Origin of the sequence: Wielerella bovis (assembly GCF_022354465.1) — a bacterium.
GTDB classification, from domain to species: domain Bacteria; phylum Pseudomonadota; class Gammaproteobacteria; order Burkholderiales; family Neisseriaceae; genus Wielerella; species Wielerella bovis.
Window position 1 is genome coordinate 1431831 of record NZ_CP092361.1, and the last position, 20889, is coordinate 1452719.

Below are 20889 nucleotides of genomic sequence, written 5' to 3' on the forward strand. Positions count from 1 at the left end.
ATATTACTCCTTATTTGAGTGAGGCAAAATACGCACTTCGCGTTGTGGGTAAGGGAATTCAATGCCTTCTTCTTGAAAACGTTGCCAAATGGTCAGCAAAATGGCGGAAAATAAACCAGCAAAACCGTTTTCAGGGTCGCTAACCCAAAAACTGATGCGTAAGTTGATGCCATTGTCAGCAAATCCCGTCAAAATTGCCGAAGGTTCAGGTTCTTGCAAAACACGTTCTTGGGCAGCGGCGGCATCTTTCATAATTTGTAAGGCAAGCTGCAAATCGGTTTTGTATGCAACTTGAATATCCAATGACTGATACAAAGCTTTTTCTGTATACGATTCGTTGATAACGGTGCTGGTTACAAATGTTTCGTTTGGAATAAGTGCTTCTTGTCCGCCTGCGCTGCGTAATACGACAAAACGCGATGTGATTTCGGTTACATAGCCTGTGAAATTATTGACCGTCAAGCGGTCACCAGGGCGCACGGAACGGTCTGCCAAAATAATAAAACCAGAGACATAATTGCTGGCAATTTTCTGTAAACCAAAACCCAAGCCAACACCCAATGCACCGCCGAATACCGATAATACAGTCAAATCAATGCCAACCAAAGGCAGCGCAATCAATATGGACAAAATCATCAGCAAGGTTTTGGTGATTTTGGATAATACAATGCGCAAGTTTAAGTCCAAGCGAGTGCTTGCCATGACTTTACTATTAATCCATTTTGCCAGCCACATCATGAACAACATGACAATGCCGACCCACAATAAACCTGTCAGCAAAGTAAATAAATTCAATTTACCGTTGCCTGCGGAAAACTCCAATGTTTTCATCCATGTGATGATGATGTCGTCAATGCCTGAAACCCACAATACAAAATAAGTCCAACTCAATGCAGCAGTAGTTCGTTCTACTGCATCGCTCCATGAAGTTTTGGGCAATGCGCCGTGTAATAACGCCAATATTAAGCGAATCATAATCATCCAGTTGGCGGCTAAAACCAATAAGCGCAGCCAAACAGCGGAAAATCCGAAAAATTTCCACGCAATTTGTGCCGCAATGCCGAATATCAGCAAAGTAATGGGAAATAATACGCGTTTGATTGGGTGACGCAAGGGACGAAAACGAATACGGTTGATATGTTTGCTGCGTTCCAAACGTGTGGCAATGGTTAAGGCTACCAATGCCAATGCGAAAACGATGCCAAGCTCAATCCAGCCTTCAGTTTGACGCATGCTGCGTTCTAACAAGCGGGCGGTAAATTCATGGCGGGTAAATAAATGGCTGACATAATTGTGCCAATTCAACAGTTCTTCTGTATTCATGTTTTACGTAGGAATTAATGGCAGCACAGCGAGGTTATTCGTGCTTTTTGCGTTAAAAATATGCGGGCGGATTATAGCGGTCTTTGTTTGAATTGGAAACTTGCCCACAGTATCTGTGGATAATTGTGTGGAGAAACGAGTTTTTGGATAAAAAAATAAAGAATAATCAGGCATTGATTTTTTGTGATGAAAATTTAAGCAATAGGCAGCCTGAAAAGGGGTTTTCAGGCTGCCTTATTGTGTATTTTATGATAAATAATAAACAATTATTTTTTAATTAAATTAATAAGATAATTTGTCTAATTGGTCTTGATATCTGTTCTGTATCAATAGGCAGCCTGAAAAAGTTTTCAGCACATCTGAAACCTTGTTACAATCCATGTTTTACACAATTTGACACGAGTAAACAAAAATGAAAGCCTCTCAATTTTTTATTTCTACGCTGAAAGAAGCACCAGCCGACGCCACTTTGCCTAGCCATAAATTGATGTTACGCGCGGGTTTGATTAAAGCCAATGCATCGGGTTTGTACACTTGGATGCCGATGGGTTTGCGAGTGTTGCGTAAAGTGGAAGCGATTGTGCGCGAAGAATTGAATCAAGCAGGTTGCATTGAATTGTTGATGCCTGTGATTCAGTCTGCCGAATTGTGGCAAGAAAGTGGACGTTGGGAGCAATATGGTAAAGAATTATTGCGTTTGAAAGACCGCAAAGATGCGGAATTTTGTGTTAGCCCAACTTGCGAAGAGATGATTACGGACATTGTGCGCCGTGAAATCACGTCATACAAACAGTTGCCAAAAAATTTCTATCACATTCAAACCAAGTTCCGCGATGAAATTCGTCCGCGTTTTGGCGTGATGCGTGGGCGTGAGTTTATGATGAAAGATGCGTATTCATTCCATGCGGATTTGGCATCGCTGCAACAAACGTATCAAGATATGTTTGATGCGTATTGCAAAATTTTCAATCGCTTGGGTTTGAATTTCCGTCCTGTGGCGGCGGATACGGGCAGTATTGGCGGTACGGGTTCGCATGAGTTTCAAGTGTTGGCGGACAGCGGCGAAGATGTGATTGCGTATAGCGATGTTTCGGATTACGCGGCGAATGTGGAATTGGCGCAAACTTTACCGCTTTCAGGCTGCCGTGCTGAACCGACACAAACATTAAGCAAAGTGCATACGCCGAATACCAAAACGATTGCGGCATTGGTGGAATTTTTGAATGTGCCGATTGAAACCACGTTGAAATCGATTGTGGTGGAAGGTGAAAAAGAAGGCGAATTGGTGTTATTGCTGTTGCGTGGCGACCATGAGTTCAATGATATTAAAGCGGAAAAATTAGCAGGTGTGAAATCGCCTTTGACGATGGCTTCACCTGAAAGCATTTTTGCGATGTTGGGTGCGAATGGTGGTTCGTTGGGGCCTGTGGGTTTTAAAGGTAAAGTATATGCGGATTTTGCGACTGAAAAAGCGGCAGATTGGGTGATTGGCGCCAACGAAGACGATTTCCACTACACGGGTTTCAATTTTGGACGTGATGCGGCTGAACCTGAATTTGTGGATTTACGCAATGTGGTGGAGGGCGACCCTAGTCCTGATGGTAAAGGCAGCCTGAAACTGGCGCGTGGTATTGAAGTGGGACACGTTTTCCAATTACGCGATAAATATGCCAAAGTGATGAATGCGACATTCTTGGATAATAATGGTAAAGCGCAAATTATGGAGATGGGTTGCTATGGCATCGGTGTTACGCGTGTGGTGGCGGCAGCGATTGAGCAAAATAATGATGAACGCGGCATTATTTGGACAGATGCAATGGCACCGTTTACGGTGGTGATTGTGCCGATGAATTACAAAAAATCGGCAGATGTTCGCGATGCGGCGGAGAAAATTTATGCGGAATTGTTGGCGGCTGGTGTAGATGTGTTATTGGATGACCGCGATGAACGTGCTGGTGTGTTGCTCAATGACAGCGAATTGTTGGGTATTCCGCATCGCATTGTGATTGGCGAGCGTGGTTTGAAAGAAGGTGTGATTGAATACGCACAACGCCGTGATACGGAAGCCTCTTCGGTGGGTGTGAATGAAATTGTTGCTAAAATTTTATCGGTGGTGAAGCTGTAAGGTAAAAGGCAGCCTGAAAACATATTTAACATGTTTTTCAGGCTGCCTTTATCCTTTATTTGTCTGTTTTTAAATATGTTATAGTCGCTTAAAATAAAAATAGGACAAGGCGACCACGCCCGTCGTGTACATCTAGTACATAAGGGCGTGGACAACGCAGTAGTATTTTTAATTTTAAGCGACTATAAACAAATTTGTTTAAGGAGAAGCATGATGAAACATAATGCGTTGAAACCTGTTGTGGTGGCGATTGCAGCGGCGTTGTGTGTACCGACTGTGTCTGCGGAAGATGTGGTGTGTCAGAGCGCGAGTGGTTGTCGCTTGAGTAACCTTTCTTCTGGCAGCAATGTTCCAACACACTGGATATTTTCAGAGAATGGTGCGACACAAAACTTAAATGACAATCAAGTCAATATGACGCTGTTGCCGCAGACATATCAAAATGGACCTGCAACGGAAACAGGGGTTACTGTGCGCGTTGACCCAGTTACAGGAAAAACTCAATATGAATATCATATTGATTCGCTTATTTCAATAACTGGTAGCGATGATAATTTGAATGCCAATTTAATCATTCTAACAGGCAGCAATATCATATTAGAAAATGCACGAGATGGTAGTCATGCGATTGATTTGAGTAAATTATTTGGTTCAAATAATGTGCTGAAAGCCAATATTGAACAAGGTGCTACGATTACGATTAATCCCAATTACGCGCAACAAACAGGCGCAACGCATCCCGAAACAGGCGAAACATGGGAGGCGGGTAGAGCAATTCATGCGGACGGTAATCATGTATTGGTTAATACATCTGCCAATATTGTTTTGAATGGTGATGGTGCGTTTGGTATAGACAGTGCAGGTGGTGCCACAGTTTATGCAAGTAATCACAGTATCAGCTTGAATAAGGATTGGGGCACAGGTGCTCTAATTTATAATAAAGCCTTGGTGCAGTTAGATAATGTGAGCATGACAGGTCAGAGAAATCTGACTGTGGGCATAGATTTGGCAGACGATACAGGTGCAAATAATTACAATCGTGCTCAATCCACCGCTATTATCAACAATAGTACGATTTCATTGTCAGGCACGCATTTAACCGCAGGCATCGTACAAGGAGGTGGCTTGATTGAGCTGAATGATTCGCGCGTGGAAGCGGCATATGGGGTGGCATCGTTCAATGATGATATAGATTTGGACAGCAACAGCATGCTCAATATTCGCAATAGTCAAGTATTGGGTAAAAAAGGATTATTTGTTGCCAATCCACAAGAATGGCGCGATATTCTTGCGAATATTGGGGAAACTGTTGATGTGATGCCCAAAGATTTTATCATTCATGCTGATAACAGTACGCTTACAGGCGCGACAATTTTAGACAGCGATTTACGTCAAGCTGGCACGCCATACGGTGCATTAAGCTTAAATTTGAGCAATCAATCTGTTTGGCAAATGCAAAATAATAGCGAAATAGACAGCCTGAAAGTGGATAATTCGATAGTTAAATTAGGTCATGCAAATGCGGGACAATTTAATCGTTTAACCATCAATCAGGCATTGTCTGGCAGCGGTACATTTGAGTTAAATGCGGATTATGCCAATGCGACCAGCGACCAGATTGTTGTGAAAGGCACAAGCGCAGGCAGCCACACGCTGAACATCAGAAATACCACCAACACCGTGCCAAGTAGCACCAATTCATTCACAGTGGTTGATGTGGAAAATAATGGCGCACAAAATGACGCGACATTTGCCTTGGGAAGTGGCAGTACGGTGAATATTGGTGCATACAAATATGCATTAGCCAAACAAGGTAATGATTGGGTTATGGCATCTACCACCAATAATGCGAATACACCAACGCCACCTGCTACCAATACTGGTGGTGGGACAGTAACGCCCAATAATCCAACACCACCCATCCATAATCCATCAGCAAGCGTTAATCAGAATTTTAGTGATGCTCTGAATAACCGTATTGCACACAGTATTGCTGCGGCACAATTACTGCAACAGCAACAAGGCAGCCTGAATATTCGGCAACATGAATTACATCAACAACAACGCTTAAACGGTTTATGGTTACAAGGGGAACATGGCGTGATGAAGCGCGATGGCGAATACATTCGTAGCACACAAAGTGGTTATGCCACCGCCTTTAAACAAAAAACCACAGGTTGGCAAGTCGGCTATGACCACGCGATTGGGCAACATTATGTTGGCATATTGGCAGGGAAAAGTCATAGCACGGTAGATTATCAAGACCCCAATCCAACGGTGCATTATGCAGACAGCGATTTGGATAGCAACACATTTGCGATTTATGGTGGCACACAATGGGGCGATTGGTTTGCTGACGGTACTTTGCGCCATACACGTTACAAAGCATCAGGCGATTTTGCTCATGACCGCTTCCGCATCAACAGCTTAAATGCACAAATCGGTAGAAATATCGCGCTCAAAAATCAATGGAAACTGGTGCCACAAGCCAGCTTAACGGTGGGTAAATTATCAGGCAGCAACTATATTGAAGATGCAACCTTGCTGCAAAGTCGTTTGGGTGCAGATGTGCGTGGCAATTACACATTGGGCAATGGCATCGGCATTGAACCAATTTTTGGCGCATATTATGTTGGCGACCATCGCAATGCAACAGTTGTACTCAACAACTTACGTTATACCTCTGCCAAAGTGGGACATCGCATAGCAGGTAAAGCAGGAGTCAATGTGAAATTATCGCCCAATCAAAAATTCAGTATGAATGTACAAACGGAACACGGTAGTCGCACACGCCGTCCATATTGGTTGGATGTAGGTTATTCATTTACTTGGTAATAACAAGGCAGCCTGAAAACATATTTAAAATGTTTTCAGGCTGCCTTATCTTTACTTAATTAGAACTTATATTCAGCTTGTACACGAGCCGCTCGTACATCTCGTTTGCCAGCAGGAGAAATGGCGTTTACCTCTTTGCCATGCAAATAGAAAGCGTTCAGTTTCAGATTACGCCAAGGCACATAGTTTGCACCTACTTGTACGCCTTCTACGTTTTTACTGTAATCTTCCACAGAAGATACGCCAGACATCGCACCTACACGGCGACCATTCAAGAAAATATCGTAAGAATTACGTACATTCCAATCTGCTTCCTTGAATTTTACTTGCGTGAAGAAACCATTGTTTTTCACTTTTGCGCCAGTATGGTCATATACATCGTCAATATCTGTTTGGCTATATGCTGCCATAAATCGCCAATCAGGTGTTAAACGTGTATCAAAACCTATTTCACCCATCCATGCACTGTCTTCCTTGCGAGGGTTACCAGGTGTAGGAATATCACGTTTAATATCATTCAGATAGGCAACCGTTGCACCAATATTGGTATAAGCATCTACAGGCATTTGCGTTTGCGCATACACTAAACCTTTACGGCGAACTTCCGCACCATACTTATTATCATTCAAATGCTTGGTGACACGAGCCACACCAAATTTAGAAGGCAATGCTGGATTACTGTACGCCACTTCCACACCAGTAACTTCATTATCCAATAAACGACCATAAGATGAGAATGCACTGTATTTACCAACACGCGCTTTCCAATCGCCTACAATCGTACCTTCCGCATACAATTTATTCATTGGCACATCATGGTCGCCATTCATTTTTCCAGTTTTAAGGTCCATTTGCGGTTCAAGCTGCATTTTCACTTGCCAATCGCGCCAAATGCGAGCCGTTAACCAAGTATCCAAATTCAAATGAGATGATGTATCGCGTTTTTCATCGCCATATTTAACTGTATCAGAACGAACGCGCGCTGTGCCAGAAATCACAAAACGGTCATTCATAAAACTCAATGGATTAGCAGATTGCGTATTCGCTTGGTAATTAGGCGTAGCATTTGTAGGTGCTGCCCACACGCTAGTGGCACATAAAGACAATGCAATAACAGATAATTTCATTTTGATTGACATAAGAAATACCTCATATAAAAGAGAGTCAAAAATACGACATGACACCGATGTCATCTTGATTATAAAAATAAGCCAAATCAAATTAATCGGCACAAGGTTAAATTTTGCAAACTAATGTGCGTATCGTATGAAATTTTGTTTATTGATGCAAGCGAATTAAGTAGTAAAATGTAATTTTTTGTATGATAATGAATCAAAGGCAGCCTGAAAACCTGTTTCAGGCTGCCTTTTGTGTTTGAGTTATTGAATTAATAGAATTTAATTTCTGTTGCAAAAAAGTTGCAGCAAATGAACAATATAATCAATGTTCACGCGCATGATTAATGGTGTATTTTGGAATTTCCACCACCAAATCCACATCAGCCAATTTGGCTTGGCAACTTAAACGCGATTCAGCTTCCAAGCCCCACGCTTGGTCAAGCAAATCTTCTTCCAATTCAGTTGGCTCTACCATGCTGTCAAAACCTTGTCGCACAATCACATGACAAGTGGTACAAGCGCAAGATTTTTCGCAAGCGTGGTCAATATCAATGCCGTTATCCAGCAAAATATCGCAAATCGTGTCGCCAATGGTGGCAGTTTCAATAATTTTGCCTTCTGGACAAAGGGTTTCGTGAGGTAATACAGTAATTTTTGGCATGGTGTGTTCTCGTGTATCAATAAAACAGGGCGCGAATTATATCGGTTATTTGTGTTTATGGCTGCTATTTGTGTGATTTGTCTAAACAAAGGCAGCCTGAATACAGATTATTATTTTCCTAATAATTTTCGTTGATGCTGGCGTCGCCATAGCCACGCATAGCTTGCCACAATCGGTACAATTACCAAAATCAGTTTAAACCATCCAGTAGCATACCAAATGGTTGAGCCATCTGCTGCTGTTTTGCCTTGCGCGAAATAATTTAACCAAAATGTCCAGCAGCCAATAAATAAACCTAATAAAACAGGATATAAACGCAAAATACGTTCGCTGCGCCACAACCAAAAACTTACGATTGTCCACAACAATACACAGCCTGAAATTAAAAAAGTGTATTTAAGGCTCGCTGCGGTAGCGATACCAGCGGCATAATAATTGAGTGCGACCCATAAAACCGCGAGAATAGCCATGATAATTTCTTCAGGTTTTTGAAACATGATGATGCTCCGCGAAAGAGTAAAATCGTCATCTTACCTGATTTTCAGGCTGCCTGAAACAGTGTGAATTTGATATAATTGCGCTGTTTTGATATTTTTAAGACAAGAGGAGTAAGGAAAAATGACATTGCATGTAATTGACCATCCGTTGGTAAAACACAAATTAACTTTAATGCGCGAAGCTGATTGCAGCACAGGAAAATTTCGCACATTAACCAAAGAGTTAGCGCGTTTGATGACTTATGAAGCAACGCGCGATTTTTGCGTAGAAAGCCATGAAATTGATGGCTGGTGTGGCAAAATCATGGGCGAGCGCATCAAAGGTAAAACCGTAACTGTTGTGCCGATTTTGCGTGCAGGCTTGGGGATGTTGGACGGCGTATTGGATTTGATTCCGAGCGCAAAAATCAGCGTAGTCGGTTTGCAGCGCGATGAAGAAACCTTGCAACCTGTGTCTTATTTTGAAAAATTGGTAGATAAAATGGATGAGCGTCCAGCCTTGATTATTGACCCGATGTTGGCGACAGGTGGTTCAATGGTGGCAACGATTGATTTGCTCAAAAGCAAAGGTTGCAAAAATATCAAAGCGTTGGTGTTGGTTGCCGCGCCAGAGGGCGTGAAAGTAGTCAATGATGCGCATCCTGATGTTACCATTTTTACCGCTGCATTGGATAGCCATTTGAACGAAGATGGCTACATTATTCCTGGTTTGGGCGATGCAGGCGATAAGATTTTTGGTACAAAACATTGCTGATATTTTGCTGATATTTTCAGGCTGCCTATTAACTATTAATATTAAAAGGCAGCCTGAAAAACACTCTAAAATATTTATAAGGAAATACACATGGCTTTTAAAGAAAATTTGGCACAAATGCCTGAAATTACGCATTTATCAGGTTTAGATGTATGCGATAACACAGGCGCAGTAGTTCACCATATTCCTGCGATTGAAGGCAAATTAGGCAGCCTGAAACTGTATCATGCATTAGCAGAACAATTTTCAGGCTGCCTAAACGCGCAAGCGGCACAACAAGGTTTGGATTGGTTTGCCGAACACGTTGCCGATGCGCGTGAAAATGTCGGCAAACATCCCAAATATTGATTTATTGTTGCAAGTACAAAAAGAACAGTTGGTTTACACATTAAAACCGATTCACAAATAACCATAGGCAGCCTGAAAACCCTATCCAGAAAGAAACCGCATGAAAATCCTCATCATTGCTGACCCCTTACACACCTTCAAAACCTACAAAGACACCACTTATGTGATGATGCGAGAAGCCGCCAAACGCGGACACACATTGCATCACACACTCGCCAATCAATTATTTGTGCGCGACAACATCATCTCCACCCAAGCCACGCCGATACAATTTCTGGGCGCACAAAATGATAACGACAAAAATTGGTTTCAGGCTGCCGAACCGTTTCAGGCTGCCTTGCGCGATTTTGATGCCGTGATAATGCGTACCGACCCGCCGTTTGATTTGCAATATTTGTATGCCACACAATTACTGACACTCGCCGAGCAGCAAGGCGCAAAGGTTTATAACAGCGGACAAACGATGCGCGATTTCAACGAAAAACTCGCCATTTTGAATTTTGCCCAATTTACTTCGCCGACTATGGTAACGACTCGCGCCGCGCAAGTGCGCGAATTTTTGGCGCAACATGGCGACATCATCGTCAAACCGCTGGACGGCATGGGCGGCATGGGCATTTTCCGTTTGACCCAATCCGACCCGAATATCGGCAGCATTTTGGAAACCTTGATGCATTTGGACACGCGCACCATCATGGCGCAGCGTTACATTCCCGAAATTGTGCATGGCGACAAACGCATTTTGATTATTGCTGGCGAAGTCGTACCGTTTGCTTTGGCGCGGATTCCGCAAAATGGCGAAACACGCGGCAATTTAGCGGCTGGCGGACGCGGCGTGGCACAAGAATTGTCGGCACGCGACCGCGAAATTGCCGAAACACTCGCGCCACAATTAAAAGCGCGTGGTATTTTGCTGGCTGGCTTGGACGTGATTGGTGATTGTTTGACCGAAGTAAATGTTACCAGCCCAACAGGTTTCCAAGAAATCATGAAGCAAAAAGATTTTGATGTGGCAGCGATGTTTATAGATGCGGTGGAACGCGGTTTGTAAATAGCAAAATGGTTTTCAGGCAGCCTGAAAAATCGCATAACACAATCAATATAAAGAGAAAAATATGCAGCAATATCTAGACTTAATGCAACACGTTTTAAACAACGGCACAGACAAATCCGACCGCACAGGCACAGGTACGCGTTCAGTATTTGGTTACCAAATGCGTTTTGATTTGGCGGCAGGTTTTCCTGTTTTGACCACCAAAAAATTGCATCTGCGTTCCATTATTCACGAATTATTGTGGTTTCTCAAAGGCGATACCAATATCCAATATTTGAAAGATAACAATGTTTCCATTTGGGACGAGTGGGCAGACGAAAACGGCGATTTGGGGCGCGTGTATGGCGCACAATGGCGTTCGTGGCGTGGCGCAAATGGCGAAACGATTGACCAAATCGCCAATGTGGTGGCGCAAATCAAACGCAATCCCGATAGTCGCCGCTTGATTGTATCCGCATGGAATCCTGCCGAAGTGGGCGATATGGCGTTGCCACCGTGCCACGCGCTGTTTCAATTTTATGTGGTAAATGGTCGATTATCGTGCCAGTTGTATCAACGCAGCGCAGATATTTTTTTGGGCGTGCCGTTCAATATCGCCAGTTATGCGTTGCTGACAATGATATTGGCGCAAGTGTGTGATTTACAAGTCGGTGAATTTATTCACACTTTGGGTGATGCACATTTGTACAGCAATCATTTGGAACAAGCGCAATTACAATTAACACGCGAACCGCGAGCTTTGCCCACGATGAAAATCAATCCGAATGTGAAAGATGTATTTGCTTTTATATTTGATGATTTTGAGTTGGTGGACTATGACCCGCATCCGCATATTAAAGCAGCGGTATCGGTGTGATGAGTTGCAGAAGTGAAAATATAATACAAGACGGAGCACTGCAGGCAGTATATAAATAATGTAGTAAGGCGAGCCAACTCTGTAGTACTTTTTTAATTCTGCGATTAGAGAAGTAAAGATTTCTGTCTTTAAAATGCAGCCTGAAAATAATTCTTCAGGCTGCATTTTAAGTTTTATTTATATAGTCGTTTCAAATTATAGTGGATTCAATTTAAATCAGGACAAGGCGACAGCAACCACCGTATACAAATAAATATATAAGAGGAGCTGGATTCTAACCGACTATACATAGGAAACTGGCAATGTTGCATGGTTTAAACGCCATGTGTTTATTTTTAATGAGCAATATGGAGCGATTGAGGAGTATCGTCATTGGGTGCGGTGTGGCGATATTTAATGCTGATAATGATGAAAATGCTCAATGCCAATGCACCTAATAATGCGCCAACCCAGCCAATCGCACCCAATCCTAGTTGTGCATTTCTCATAACCATGCCACCAATCAGTGCGCCTCCACCAATACCAATATTATAAATGCCTGAAAAAATAGAAGCGGCAACATCGGTAGCATCAGGTGCATAGGATAAAACGCGTGCAGTCATGGCTAGACTCAAACATGAAATTCCAATCCCCCACATGAAAATCAAGCCATACATGGTAACGGGATGAGTGCCAAATAAATGCAGGGTAGCAAGTGCAAAAATCAATATACTGGCTGCGATTTTAAGAAATTTATCGGGCATACGCGGATAAAATCGTCCAAATAGTGAACTGGCAACAAAACCAGACAGACCAAACATCAACAATACGGTAGTGGCAGCATTGGCACTCATTTTAGTAATGTTTAGTACATAAGGCTCAATGTAACTGTATGCGGTGAAATGCGCGGTAATGGTTAAAGCAGTCAGCGCGTACACGCCCAGCAGCAATGGACGTTTGACTAATAGTGGCAAACTTTTGAGCGAGCCAGCGTTTTTGCTTTCTAATTTAGGTAGCAGTTTCATTAAAACAATCATCACGCATGCAGCAAGAATGCCAATAAACGCCAGCGTGATTCGCCAGCCAAAATACTGTCCGATTAAACGACCGAGCGGCAAACCCAATACGGCTGCCATTGCCGTGCCCATAGACATCCAACCCAAAGCTTGTTGTTTTTTGCCACGCGGTGCAACACGCATGGTTAGTGAGGACATAATCGACCAAAACACCGCATGCGCTAATGCGATAAACATGCGCGAGAGTAATAATGTGGTGAAGTTCCATGCTAAAACGGATAGTGCGTGTCCGATGATGAATACGGTAAATAAAATCAACAATAATTTTCGTCGTTCCATTTTGGCGGTAAGCAGCATAAAGGGCAGCGACATGAGCGTAACTAGCCATGCGTATGCGGTCATGATGATACCAACTTCGGATACGGGCATATTGAAACTGGCACCGATATCGGATAGCAGGGCAATGGGAATAAACTCGGTGGTATTGAAGATAAATGCAGCAAGTGCGAGGGCTATGACACGATAGTAAGGAAAATGAAGTGCTTGTTTTTTGTTCATGATACTTGCGGTAGGCAGCCTGAAAAAGGTTTCAGGCTGCTTTCTAAATGAAAATGATATATTTTAACGCAGAAATGATTTTCAGGCTGCCTATAGTGCATAAATAGACAGCCTGAAAATTAAATATGCGCTGTAAATGCATCGCTATAAAACGCATTTTCGGGTAATTTGGCTTGCGTGGTTAATGCCAATTTGCTGTCGCGCACCATATCAGGTAAACCGCAGGCATAAACTTCGTGAGCTGATAAATCAGCATAATCTCGCAAGACTTGTTCAGTAACATAACCTGTTGCCCCTATCCACGAGGTATCAGGACACGATACGACAGGTGTATATTGTGCATTGGGTAATTGGGTAAGTAAGGCTTGTAATGCAGATTCATCGTATAAACCAGCAGTAAAACGTGTGCCATGATAAAAATGAACATGGCGTTCAGGCTGCGTTTCTGTTAATTGAGTCAAGATGGATTTGATTGGCGCAAAACCCGTTCCTGTTGCTAATAAAATTAAGGGCTTATGACTTTCTTCATTCAGGTAAAATGAACCAAGTGGTCCTCGCAAACGAATAATTGAGCCATTTTTCAGGCTGCCTGAAAATAATTGTGATGAAAATAAACCATTTGGTCGATGGCGAACGTGAAACTCCAATATATCAGTTTGACTGGGTGCGTTGGCAATGGAATAACTACGGCTACCATCTTTAAGCAGAATTTCCATGTATTGTCCTGCGTAGAATTTGAATGGCGGTGCTTTAGGCAGTGCAACGGTTAAAATGGCAACATCATCGTGAATGGTAATGTTGTTGATGCGCGCAGGTAGGGTACGAATAGTAATGGCTTTTGCTCCTGCGTAAGATGGCATATCTATGGTTACATCGCTGTCCGCTTGCGAACAGCACAATAAAATCGTGCCAGCGGCAATTTCGTCTGTGCTTAACACATAATCATCGTATTCACTGCTTTTTTGGATGCTGCCTGAAATCAATTTGGCAGCGCAACTACCACACACACCGCTTTGACACGAATGCGGTAAATTGATGCCATTGCGAATAGCGGCGGATAAAATAGTTTCGTTTGACTGGCTAGAAAATTGGGTATTGCTAGGGGAAACGGTAATTTGAGACATGGTTTGTTGCAAATAATTTGAAATAATGTAGATTTTAGCAGGTTTCAGGCTGCCTATACGATTTAGGCAGCCTGAAACCTGAATAAACAAGCTATAATATAGTCGTTTCAACACACATTTTACATTCATTCAAAAAGGTTTGCTCATGTTAAAACAACGCATATTAACTGCACTCGTCTTGCTGCCACTTATGCTATTGATGTTATTTTATTCAGGCAGTTTTTTGTGGACAGCATTTGCCACACTCATCGCTTTGCTTGCCTTGTGGGAATATGGGCGATTGGCAGGATTTTCGTTTCAGCAACAACAGCAATATCTTGGTAGTACCGCATTTTTCATGCTAACTGCTTACTTGGGTAATTGGCAACTACCGCCATTCATTTGGGCGCTTGTGTTCGCTTTTTGGTTATTAGCGATGCCGATGTGGCTCAATCAAAAATGGAAAATTGCCGCTAATTTTCGCGCTTATTTGATTGGTTGGTTGTTGATGTTGCCATTTTGGTTTGCATTAGTATTGCTGCGTCCCGATAGCGACCATGCCGTGCATTTACTTGCTGTAATGGTATTGGTGTGGCTGGCGGATTCTGCCGCTTATTTTGCAGGACGTGCATTTGGCAAACATAAATTAGCACCTGTATTAAGCCCGAAAAAAAGTTGGGAAGGTGTCATCGGCGGTTTGCTTGCGGTGTGGATTTATGTCAGCTATGCGCGTGGACAAGGTTGGTTGTTTGCAGAACAATCGTGGTTTATTGCAATGTTTGCCGCGACCATTTTGACTTTTGTCAGTATCGGTGGCGATTTGTTGGAAAGCTGGCTCAAACGTGCAGCTGGCATCAAAGACAGTAGCAATTTGCTACCTGGACATGGTGGGGTGTTTGACCGAGTGGACAGTTTGATTGCGGTGTTAAGCGTGTATGCGGCAGTACAAATTTTGTTGAATTAATAGAAAATAATTGATTTAAGGCAGCCTGAACGGTTTTCAGACTGCCTTTTGTTTGTGAGCTATAAGGTTAAATATATAATGAATTCAATTTAAACCAGTACAGCGTTGCCAGCTTCCTTATGTACTAGGTGTAGGCGGTCGCTGTCGCCTTGTCCAGATTTAAATTGAACCCACTATAAAACCCATTCAGGCAGCCTGAAAATCGTAGGTCTGATTCTTGAATCCAATATATACCAATTATGCTAATAATTTCAAACGCGATAATTCTTGTTGTATCTCGTTTGCAGTCCATTGATTCGCAACGGCAAGCATCAACAAGGCAATAGCGGTTTCGATATTACATTTGCCACCATGTATGGCTCCTGATTGTCGCAAAGCATTACCTTGAGCATATACAGCAGCCGTACAACCTTGCGTTACTTGGCTAATATTCAACACAAGTTTTCCAGAAGCTGTAAACCGCTGAATCGCAGCCAAAAAATCTGCATCATTAGGTGCATTACCATGCCCAAAACTCATCAATACAGCAGCATCAGCAGCAGATGTATTTAATAAATGCGTAGCAGCGGTAAGATTCATGGCTGGAACAAGATAAATGGGTAACACGGAAATATTGGCACAAAATTGACGCGATAGGCAGCCTGAAAATATGTGTGGCGTATTTTCAGGCTGCCATTCACCAAAATGAGCATTACTAAAACCATTATCGGTTTCAGTACTGATTTTACTGCACCCAATCGCAGGAAATAATTTACCATTGAATGCCAATAAAACTTCATGAATATCATCACGTTGCAATGCAGCAATCGCAGTTTGTAAATTGCTTGGTGCATCACTATTGTTGCTACCAAATGGTTTTTGCGACCCTGTCAATACAATAGGCTTTCCTTGCGTATCCAATGCCAACGCAAACAATGCGGCGGTGTATGCCAGCGTGTCAGTACCATGTAAAATCAATACACCATCGTGTTGTGGCAGCGCATTTTGAACAAGAGTCAGCCAATCTGCCCAGTTTTGCGGCGTAACAGCAGAACTATCAATTAAAGGCTGGCAAATATGCCAGTTGAATTGGCAGTCTGAAAATGGAGCAAGTGCAGTGTGAACCAGTTGTGTGTCAGGCTGTAAACCGTGTTCGCTTTGGCACATACCAATAGTACCACCTGTGTAGAGTACAAATATTTTCTTCATCATAATTCTGTGATTTATAAGTGATAAGGCAGCCTGAAACCTTTGCAAAATTCAAAATTATAGGTTGGATTCTTGAATCCAATATTTCCCATATTTATAACAACTATTGATTTTTATTTGAAATTTTTTGAATACAAGTATGTTACCTACAATTTTTCAGGCTGTCTGCATGATTTAACAAAAGTTTCAAACTATATATAGTGGATTCAATTTAAATCAGGACAAGGCGACAGCGACCGCCGTGTACACAACATGGTACATAAGGGAGCTAGCAACGCTGTACTGGTTTAAATTGAATTCACTATACAATCTATTATTCCGCGCGCATAATTTGATAAACACCTGATAAATCATAAGGTTTATATCGTGCAGGTTCATTGCGTCCTTCTCCTGCATAACTCAACGTTAAGCCAATATTTTGACTTTTATCTATCCAGCCGATGAACATACCACTATGCTCAATATTTTTATAGGAATAATTGATGTGATAAAGCCAATCGCCTGCACGCAGTTGATCTGGCGAAGCGTATACCCCCCCTTTTTTGCTGCTAAAAACAACTTTTCGGTCGCCACGACCAACACCAGCGCGTGTCCATGCTTTGTCCAAATAATCCCAACATCCCCCTTTCACAATTTCTTTTCGGAAAGTCATTTCTCGGGCTTCGCGTAATACAGAACGAGTTAGACCTGAACTGTATTGTTCGGCGCGTGCTATAAGTTGGTCATAATTTTGTCCAGATGGCACGATGCTTTTATTGCTGCTGGCTGACTGTGATATCGTGTTTTTCGCAAATTGTACGGGACGTTTTTTTGTGGTTGTGGGTGTAGTTTGAGGTTGTGTATCCATTATTTGCGCAGTTTGTTGTGGCATAGGGTTTTCAGGCTGCCTATAAACAGGTTGAGTTTGCGCATAAGTTGGATAAGTAGTTTGCTGATGAGTAATCGGTGCATAATGAACAGGCTGCGTGTTTTGTGGCGCATATTGTGGCACTGGTGCATAAACGGGCACTGGCTCGTACACAGGCTGTCCGATTATTTGCGGTGCTGCGTATTGCGGATACTGTCCATATGCTTGTGGCACAGAGGGATAATGAACAGGTGGAGCATAGGTCTGCATAACTTGTGGTGCAACATATTGCGGATAATTTGGCACAGCATAACCAGTAGGCGATTGATTGGCATAATGGTTTTCAGGCTGCATATAAACAACTGACTGTGGCGCAACATATTGCGGTGAATAATACTGGACAGAATGATTGGGATACACACCAGCCTGCATATAAGTAGACTGTGGCGCGTATTGTGCTTGGGGCAAATAGGGAGAATAAGGGGCTGGTGCGCACGCGGATAACGTAGTGATACCTATCAAATAAGCCAGTTTTTTCATAAGTAAAATACAGCAAAAAAAACTGTAAGCGTATCAGCCATGAGAATAGGTTTCAAGTGCCTGAGTGAATATTTTATTGTAAATACTGTTTCACTGTCATTATAGTCGCAGAATTGAAAAAGTACTACGGCGTTGGCTCGCCTTGCCGTAATACTTGTACTGTCTGCAGCTTACCGCCCTGTATGACATTTTCAGTTCTGCGACTATAAAATACAGATGCTTAAACACTCACGCCCAAAATTATCACATCTGCCAGCTTACCATCTAATTCACATACTTCTGGTAATACTCCCCATTGTTCATAACCCAATTTGCGAAACAAGACGATGCTAGCAACATTGTGTGCAAAAATAACGGCTGCGATTTTGTGTATGCCCAAAGTAGGCGCACGCTGCATCATTTCGCGCAATATCCATTCACCCAAGCCTTTACCACGCCAATTCTCATGCACATAAATGCTGATTTCTGCTGTGCGTTGATAAGCAGCGCGTGGATAATAATCACTAAAACTGCCCCATGCCACAAGGCAGCCTGAAACTTTATCGTGTACCGCATAAAGTGGACGTTTTTCAGATTGATGCGCATCAAACCATGTTTCGCGCTGCGCCACCGAAACAGGATGTAAATCAGCAGTTACTTGCCGCGACGCTATCGTGCTGTTGTAAATAGCAACTATTTCGGCGAGTTCTTCTCGTCGCGCTACACTCATTGTCCACATTATGAAATCCCTTTCTTCATATGCGTTTCAGGTGATTCATGTTCTTCCCACCAATCCACATGACCACCATGCAAAATTGTTTGAATCATTTGCTGTGTTTCAGCATCAACTTCTTTAAACACTTGCATCAACGCATCATTTGCATAATTCGTGATATTGGGGTCATACACCTCTGCCAAACGGTCGGACAAATAACGGTCTCGGGCAGCATAAACCTTACTCAACTCTCGTGCTTGTTCAGGTTCAACGCCCAATTTTTCCAATCCAATCCGCCCTGCTCTAATCGCAGAATCGGCAATTTCACGAATAATGTAATTGGCACCCGCATGTTTTAATTCATAGGCATGTCCACGGTCATATGCACGCGCAATAATGGGAAGATGTGGATAATGGCGACGAATAAACTCCACAATATGCGTTGCGCCCGATTCTCTACCCAAGGCAATGATGACTAATTTAGCTTTCGCCAACCCTACTGAACCCAATAATTCAGGACGTGTCGCATCACCATAATAGGTTTTAATACCGAATTTGGTTAAACCTTCTACCATTTCAGCATGATTGTCCACAATAGTGAGATGAAAACCACAAGCCGTCAGCAAACTATTGATGTGTTGTCCAAAACGACCATGTCCCAACAAAATGACGGGATTTTCTTCATGAATTTCATCATGCGCCCGACTTTCTTCATTTTCTTCAGCAATGGCGCGTGGTGCGAATACTTTTTCATAAATAATAAACAATAATGGCGTCAGCACCATAGACAATGCTACAACTAAACTTAAACGGTCAAACAATGTTTCACTTAATACATTATTATTCTGCGCAATGGACAATAACACAAAACCAAACTCCCCCGCTTGTGCCAAACTTAATGCAAATAATTGGCGACTCAATGAAGGCAGCCTGAAAATATAACCTAATAAAAACAAAATGGTTGCTTTAATTAATAATAATGCCAATGTCATACCGATGATGGGGAAAAATGTGCTTTCCAGCAAACCAAAATTCATACCCGCACCAACCGTAATAAAAAACAATCCTAGAAATAATCCCTTAAATGGTTCAAGATGACTTTCCATTTCATGACGATAATGACTGTTTGCCAAGCCTACGCCTGCAATAAATGCACCCAACGCAGGCGACAAGCCCACTACCGACATCAATGTCGCAATGCCAACCACCAGCATCAAAGTAAACACAGTAAACATTTCGCGTACACGACTTTTGATAACCAAACGAATCATCATCGGCACAACATAACGTACAAACAAAACAATCGCCACAATAGCCGCAATACTCACTGCTGCCGTTACCCATTCGGATTGATGTGCCAACCAATTTGCTGCATCATGACCATGTGCATCATTATTATTTACGGCAGCCACACCACCCACAGCCAATAAAGGCATCAATGCCAACATAGGAATCGCCGCCACATCTTGAAAAAGCAGCACTGCAAACCCCGCTTGCCCTCCAGGTGTTTGCATCAACCCTTTTTCGCTATACGTTTGCAACACAATCGCTGTTGATGACAAGGACAAAATACAGCCAATCGCCACGCCTACTTGCCATGAATAGCCCAGCGACATAGTGATTGCCACAATCGCACCCAATGTCAGCAAAACTTGCAAACCACCCAAACCCAATAATTTATGCCGTAATTGCCATAACATTTGTGGTGCAAGCTCCAAACCTACCAAAAATAGCATCATCACAACGCCAAATTCGGCAATATGTTGAATAGATGTGGTTTCTTTACCAACAAAACCCAATACTGGACCAATCACAATCCCTGCAATCAAATACCCCAATACCGAACCTAACCCTAATTTTTGCGACAATAAAACCGAGACAACGGCAAAAGCGAGATAAATAAAAGTGTATAACAAAAGAAAAGTCATGCGTGTTTCCGTGTGTTGAAAATATAGCTAGCACAATTTATAGTAGATTCAATTTAAATCAGGACAAGGCGGCAGCGACTGCCGTGTACACATCATAGTACATAAGGAAGCTGGCAACGCTGTACTGGTTTAAATTGAATTCACTATAATCAATACAAGGCAGCGAAGCTGCAAGCAGTACACATGGCACAACAAGCCAAAGCTGCAACTATTTTAAAATAGGTTAGCTATAAAATTTTTAATTTGATAAGCAGTTACATTTAGAGGCTACTAACGATGCTGTAATAGCACTTATCCCCACTGAATTTTACAAAATCCCTTTCTGAAAAGATAGATTTTTATTGCGGATTAAGCTAAATATAATCGGTTAAAATATAGTGAAACCTTTGCAAAACCCTAGATTTGCGCGTAGTTCAAAGCGATAGCATCGCAGAATGCGCAGACATATCATGTAGATAGGCAAGCAGTCGAGAAGCGCATCGCGAAGAAATACGCCAAAGA

General features: G+C 42.5%; 16 protein-coding genes and 1 pseudogene. 7 read left to right on the forward strand and 10 right to left on the reverse strand.

What is annotated here, in order from left to right:
- Positions 1–3: 3 nt before the first annotated feature.
- On the reverse strand, positions 4–1323 hold the full coding sequence (locus tag MIS45_RS07005; protein ID WP_249450010.1) for a mechanosensitive ion channel family protein: 1320 nt from the start codon (positions 1321–1323) through the stop codon (positions 4–6).
- Between the two features lie 412 nt (positions 1324–1735).
- Between MIS45_RS07005 and MIS45_RS07010 the strand changes: the two genes are divergently transcribed.
- Positions 1736–3448: a proline--tRNA ligase gene (locus MIS45_RS07010; protein ID WP_249450011.1), complete on the forward strand. Its 1713-nt coding sequence runs from the start codon at positions 1736–1738 to the stop codon at positions 3446–3448.
- Between the two features lie 210 nt (positions 3449–3658).
- Positions 3659–6283 carry an autotransporter outer membrane beta-barrel domain-containing protein gene (locus tag MIS45_RS07015; RefSeq protein WP_249450012.1) on the forward strand — a complete coding sequence of 875 codons (2625 nt, stop codon included), beginning with the start codon at positions 3659–3661 and terminating at the stop codon, positions 6281–6283.
- Positions 6284–6342: 59 nt separating this feature from the next.
- On the opposite strand, the gene MIS45_RS07020 is transcribed toward MIS45_RS07015, so the two are convergent.
- The 3 genes from MIS45_RS07020 to MIS45_RS07030 all read right to left on the reverse strand — a co-directional run bounded on the left by MIS45_RS07020 (position 6343) and on the right by MIS45_RS07030 (position 8559).
- On the reverse strand, positions 6343–7422 hold the full coding sequence (locus MIS45_RS07020; protein WP_249450013.1) for a hypothetical protein: 1080 nt from the start codon (positions 7420–7422) through the stop codon (positions 6343–6345).
- 301 nt (positions 7423–7723) lie between these two features.
- Entirely contained in the window at positions 7724–8062 is a 339-nt protein-coding gene (gene fdx, locus MIS45_RS07025; RefSeq protein WP_249441947.1) for an ISC system 2Fe-2S type ferredoxin, read from the reverse strand.
- A gap of 110 nt (positions 8063–8172) precedes the next feature.
- On the reverse strand, positions 8173–8559 hold the full coding sequence (locus MIS45_RS07030) for a hypothetical protein (RefSeq protein ID WP_249445397.1): 387 nt from the start codon (positions 8557–8559) through the stop codon (positions 8173–8175).
- A gap of 121 nt (positions 8560–8680) precedes the next feature.
- Here MIS45_RS07030 and upp point away from each other — a divergent pair, with 121 nt between their 5' ends.
- The 4 genes and pseudogenes from upp (at position 8681) to MIS45_RS07050 (ending at position 11571) form a co-directional block, all read left to right on the forward strand.
- On the forward strand, positions 8681–9313 hold the full coding sequence (gene upp, locus MIS45_RS07035; protein ID WP_249441949.1) for a uracil phosphoribosyltransferase: 633 nt from the start codon (positions 8681–8683) through the stop codon (positions 9311–9313).
- A 90-nt stretch (positions 9314–9403) separates the two neighbouring features.
- Positions 9404–9722 (forward strand): annotated as a pseudogene (locus MIS45_RS07040) (DUF2322 family protein).
- A gap of 39 nt (positions 9723–9761) precedes the next feature.
- Complete coding sequence (gene gshB, locus MIS45_RS07045; RefSeq protein WP_249450014.1) at positions 9762–10712, forward strand: glutathione synthase; 951 nt, start codon at positions 9762–9764, stop codon at positions 10710–10712.
- A gap of 64 nt (positions 10713–10776) precedes the next feature.
- Positions 10777–11571, forward strand: coding sequence for a thymidylate synthase (locus MIS45_RS07050; protein ID WP_249450015.1), 795 nt, complete (start codon positions 10777–10779; stop codon positions 11569–11571).
- A 335-nt stretch (positions 11572–11906) separates the two neighbouring features.
- Here the strand turns inward: MIS45_RS07050 and MIS45_RS07055 are convergent, their stop codons facing one another.
- Positions 11907–13124 (reverse strand): sugar transporter, encoded by a 1218-nt coding sequence (locus MIS45_RS07055; protein ID WP_249450016.1) that lies wholly within the window; start codon positions 13122–13124, stop codon positions 11907–11909.
- A 119-nt stretch (positions 13125–13243) separates the two neighbouring features.
- Positions 13244–14248 carry a 2Fe-2S iron-sulfur cluster-binding protein gene (locus MIS45_RS07060; RefSeq protein ID WP_249451350.1) on the reverse strand — a complete coding sequence of 335 codons (1005 nt, stop codon included), beginning with the start codon at positions 14246–14248 and terminating at the stop codon, positions 13244–13246.
- A 145-nt stretch (positions 14249–14393) separates the two neighbouring features.
- Between MIS45_RS07060 and MIS45_RS07065 the strand changes: the two genes are divergently transcribed.
- Entirely contained in the window at positions 14394–15191 is a 798-nt protein-coding gene (locus tag MIS45_RS07065; protein WP_249450017.1) for a phosphatidate cytidylyltransferase, read from the forward strand.
- A gap of 237 nt (positions 15192–15428) precedes the next feature.
- Here MIS45_RS07065 and MIS45_RS07070 read toward each other — a convergent pair whose 3' ends face one another.
- The 4 genes from MIS45_RS07070 to MIS45_RS07085 all read right to left on the reverse strand — a co-directional run bounded on the left by MIS45_RS07070 (position 15429) and on the right by MIS45_RS07085 (position 20388).
- Positions 15429–16382 (reverse strand): asparaginase, encoded by a 954-nt coding sequence (locus MIS45_RS07070; RefSeq protein WP_249447620.1) that lies wholly within the window; start codon positions 16380–16382, stop codon positions 15429–15431.
- Positions 16383–16692: 310 nt separating this feature from the next.
- A complete protein-coding gene (locus MIS45_RS07075; protein WP_249450018.1) occupies positions 16693–17766 on the reverse strand; it encodes a hypothetical protein in 1074 nt (357 codons plus the stop codon).
- Between the two features lie 220 nt (positions 17767–17986).
- Positions 17987–18487 (reverse strand): GNAT family N-acetyltransferase, encoded by a 501-nt coding sequence (locus tag MIS45_RS07080; RefSeq protein ID WP_249451351.1) that lies wholly within the window; start codon positions 18485–18487, stop codon positions 17987–17989.
- Positions 18484–20388: a monovalent cation:proton antiporter-2 (CPA2) family protein gene (locus MIS45_RS07085; protein WP_249450019.1), complete on the reverse strand. Its 1905-nt coding sequence runs from the start codon at positions 20386–20388 to the stop codon at positions 18484–18486. Before MIS45_RS07085 ends, MIS45_RS07080 begins: the two co-directional genes overlap by 4 nt.
- Between the last annotated feature and the right edge of the window lie 501 nt (positions 20389–20889).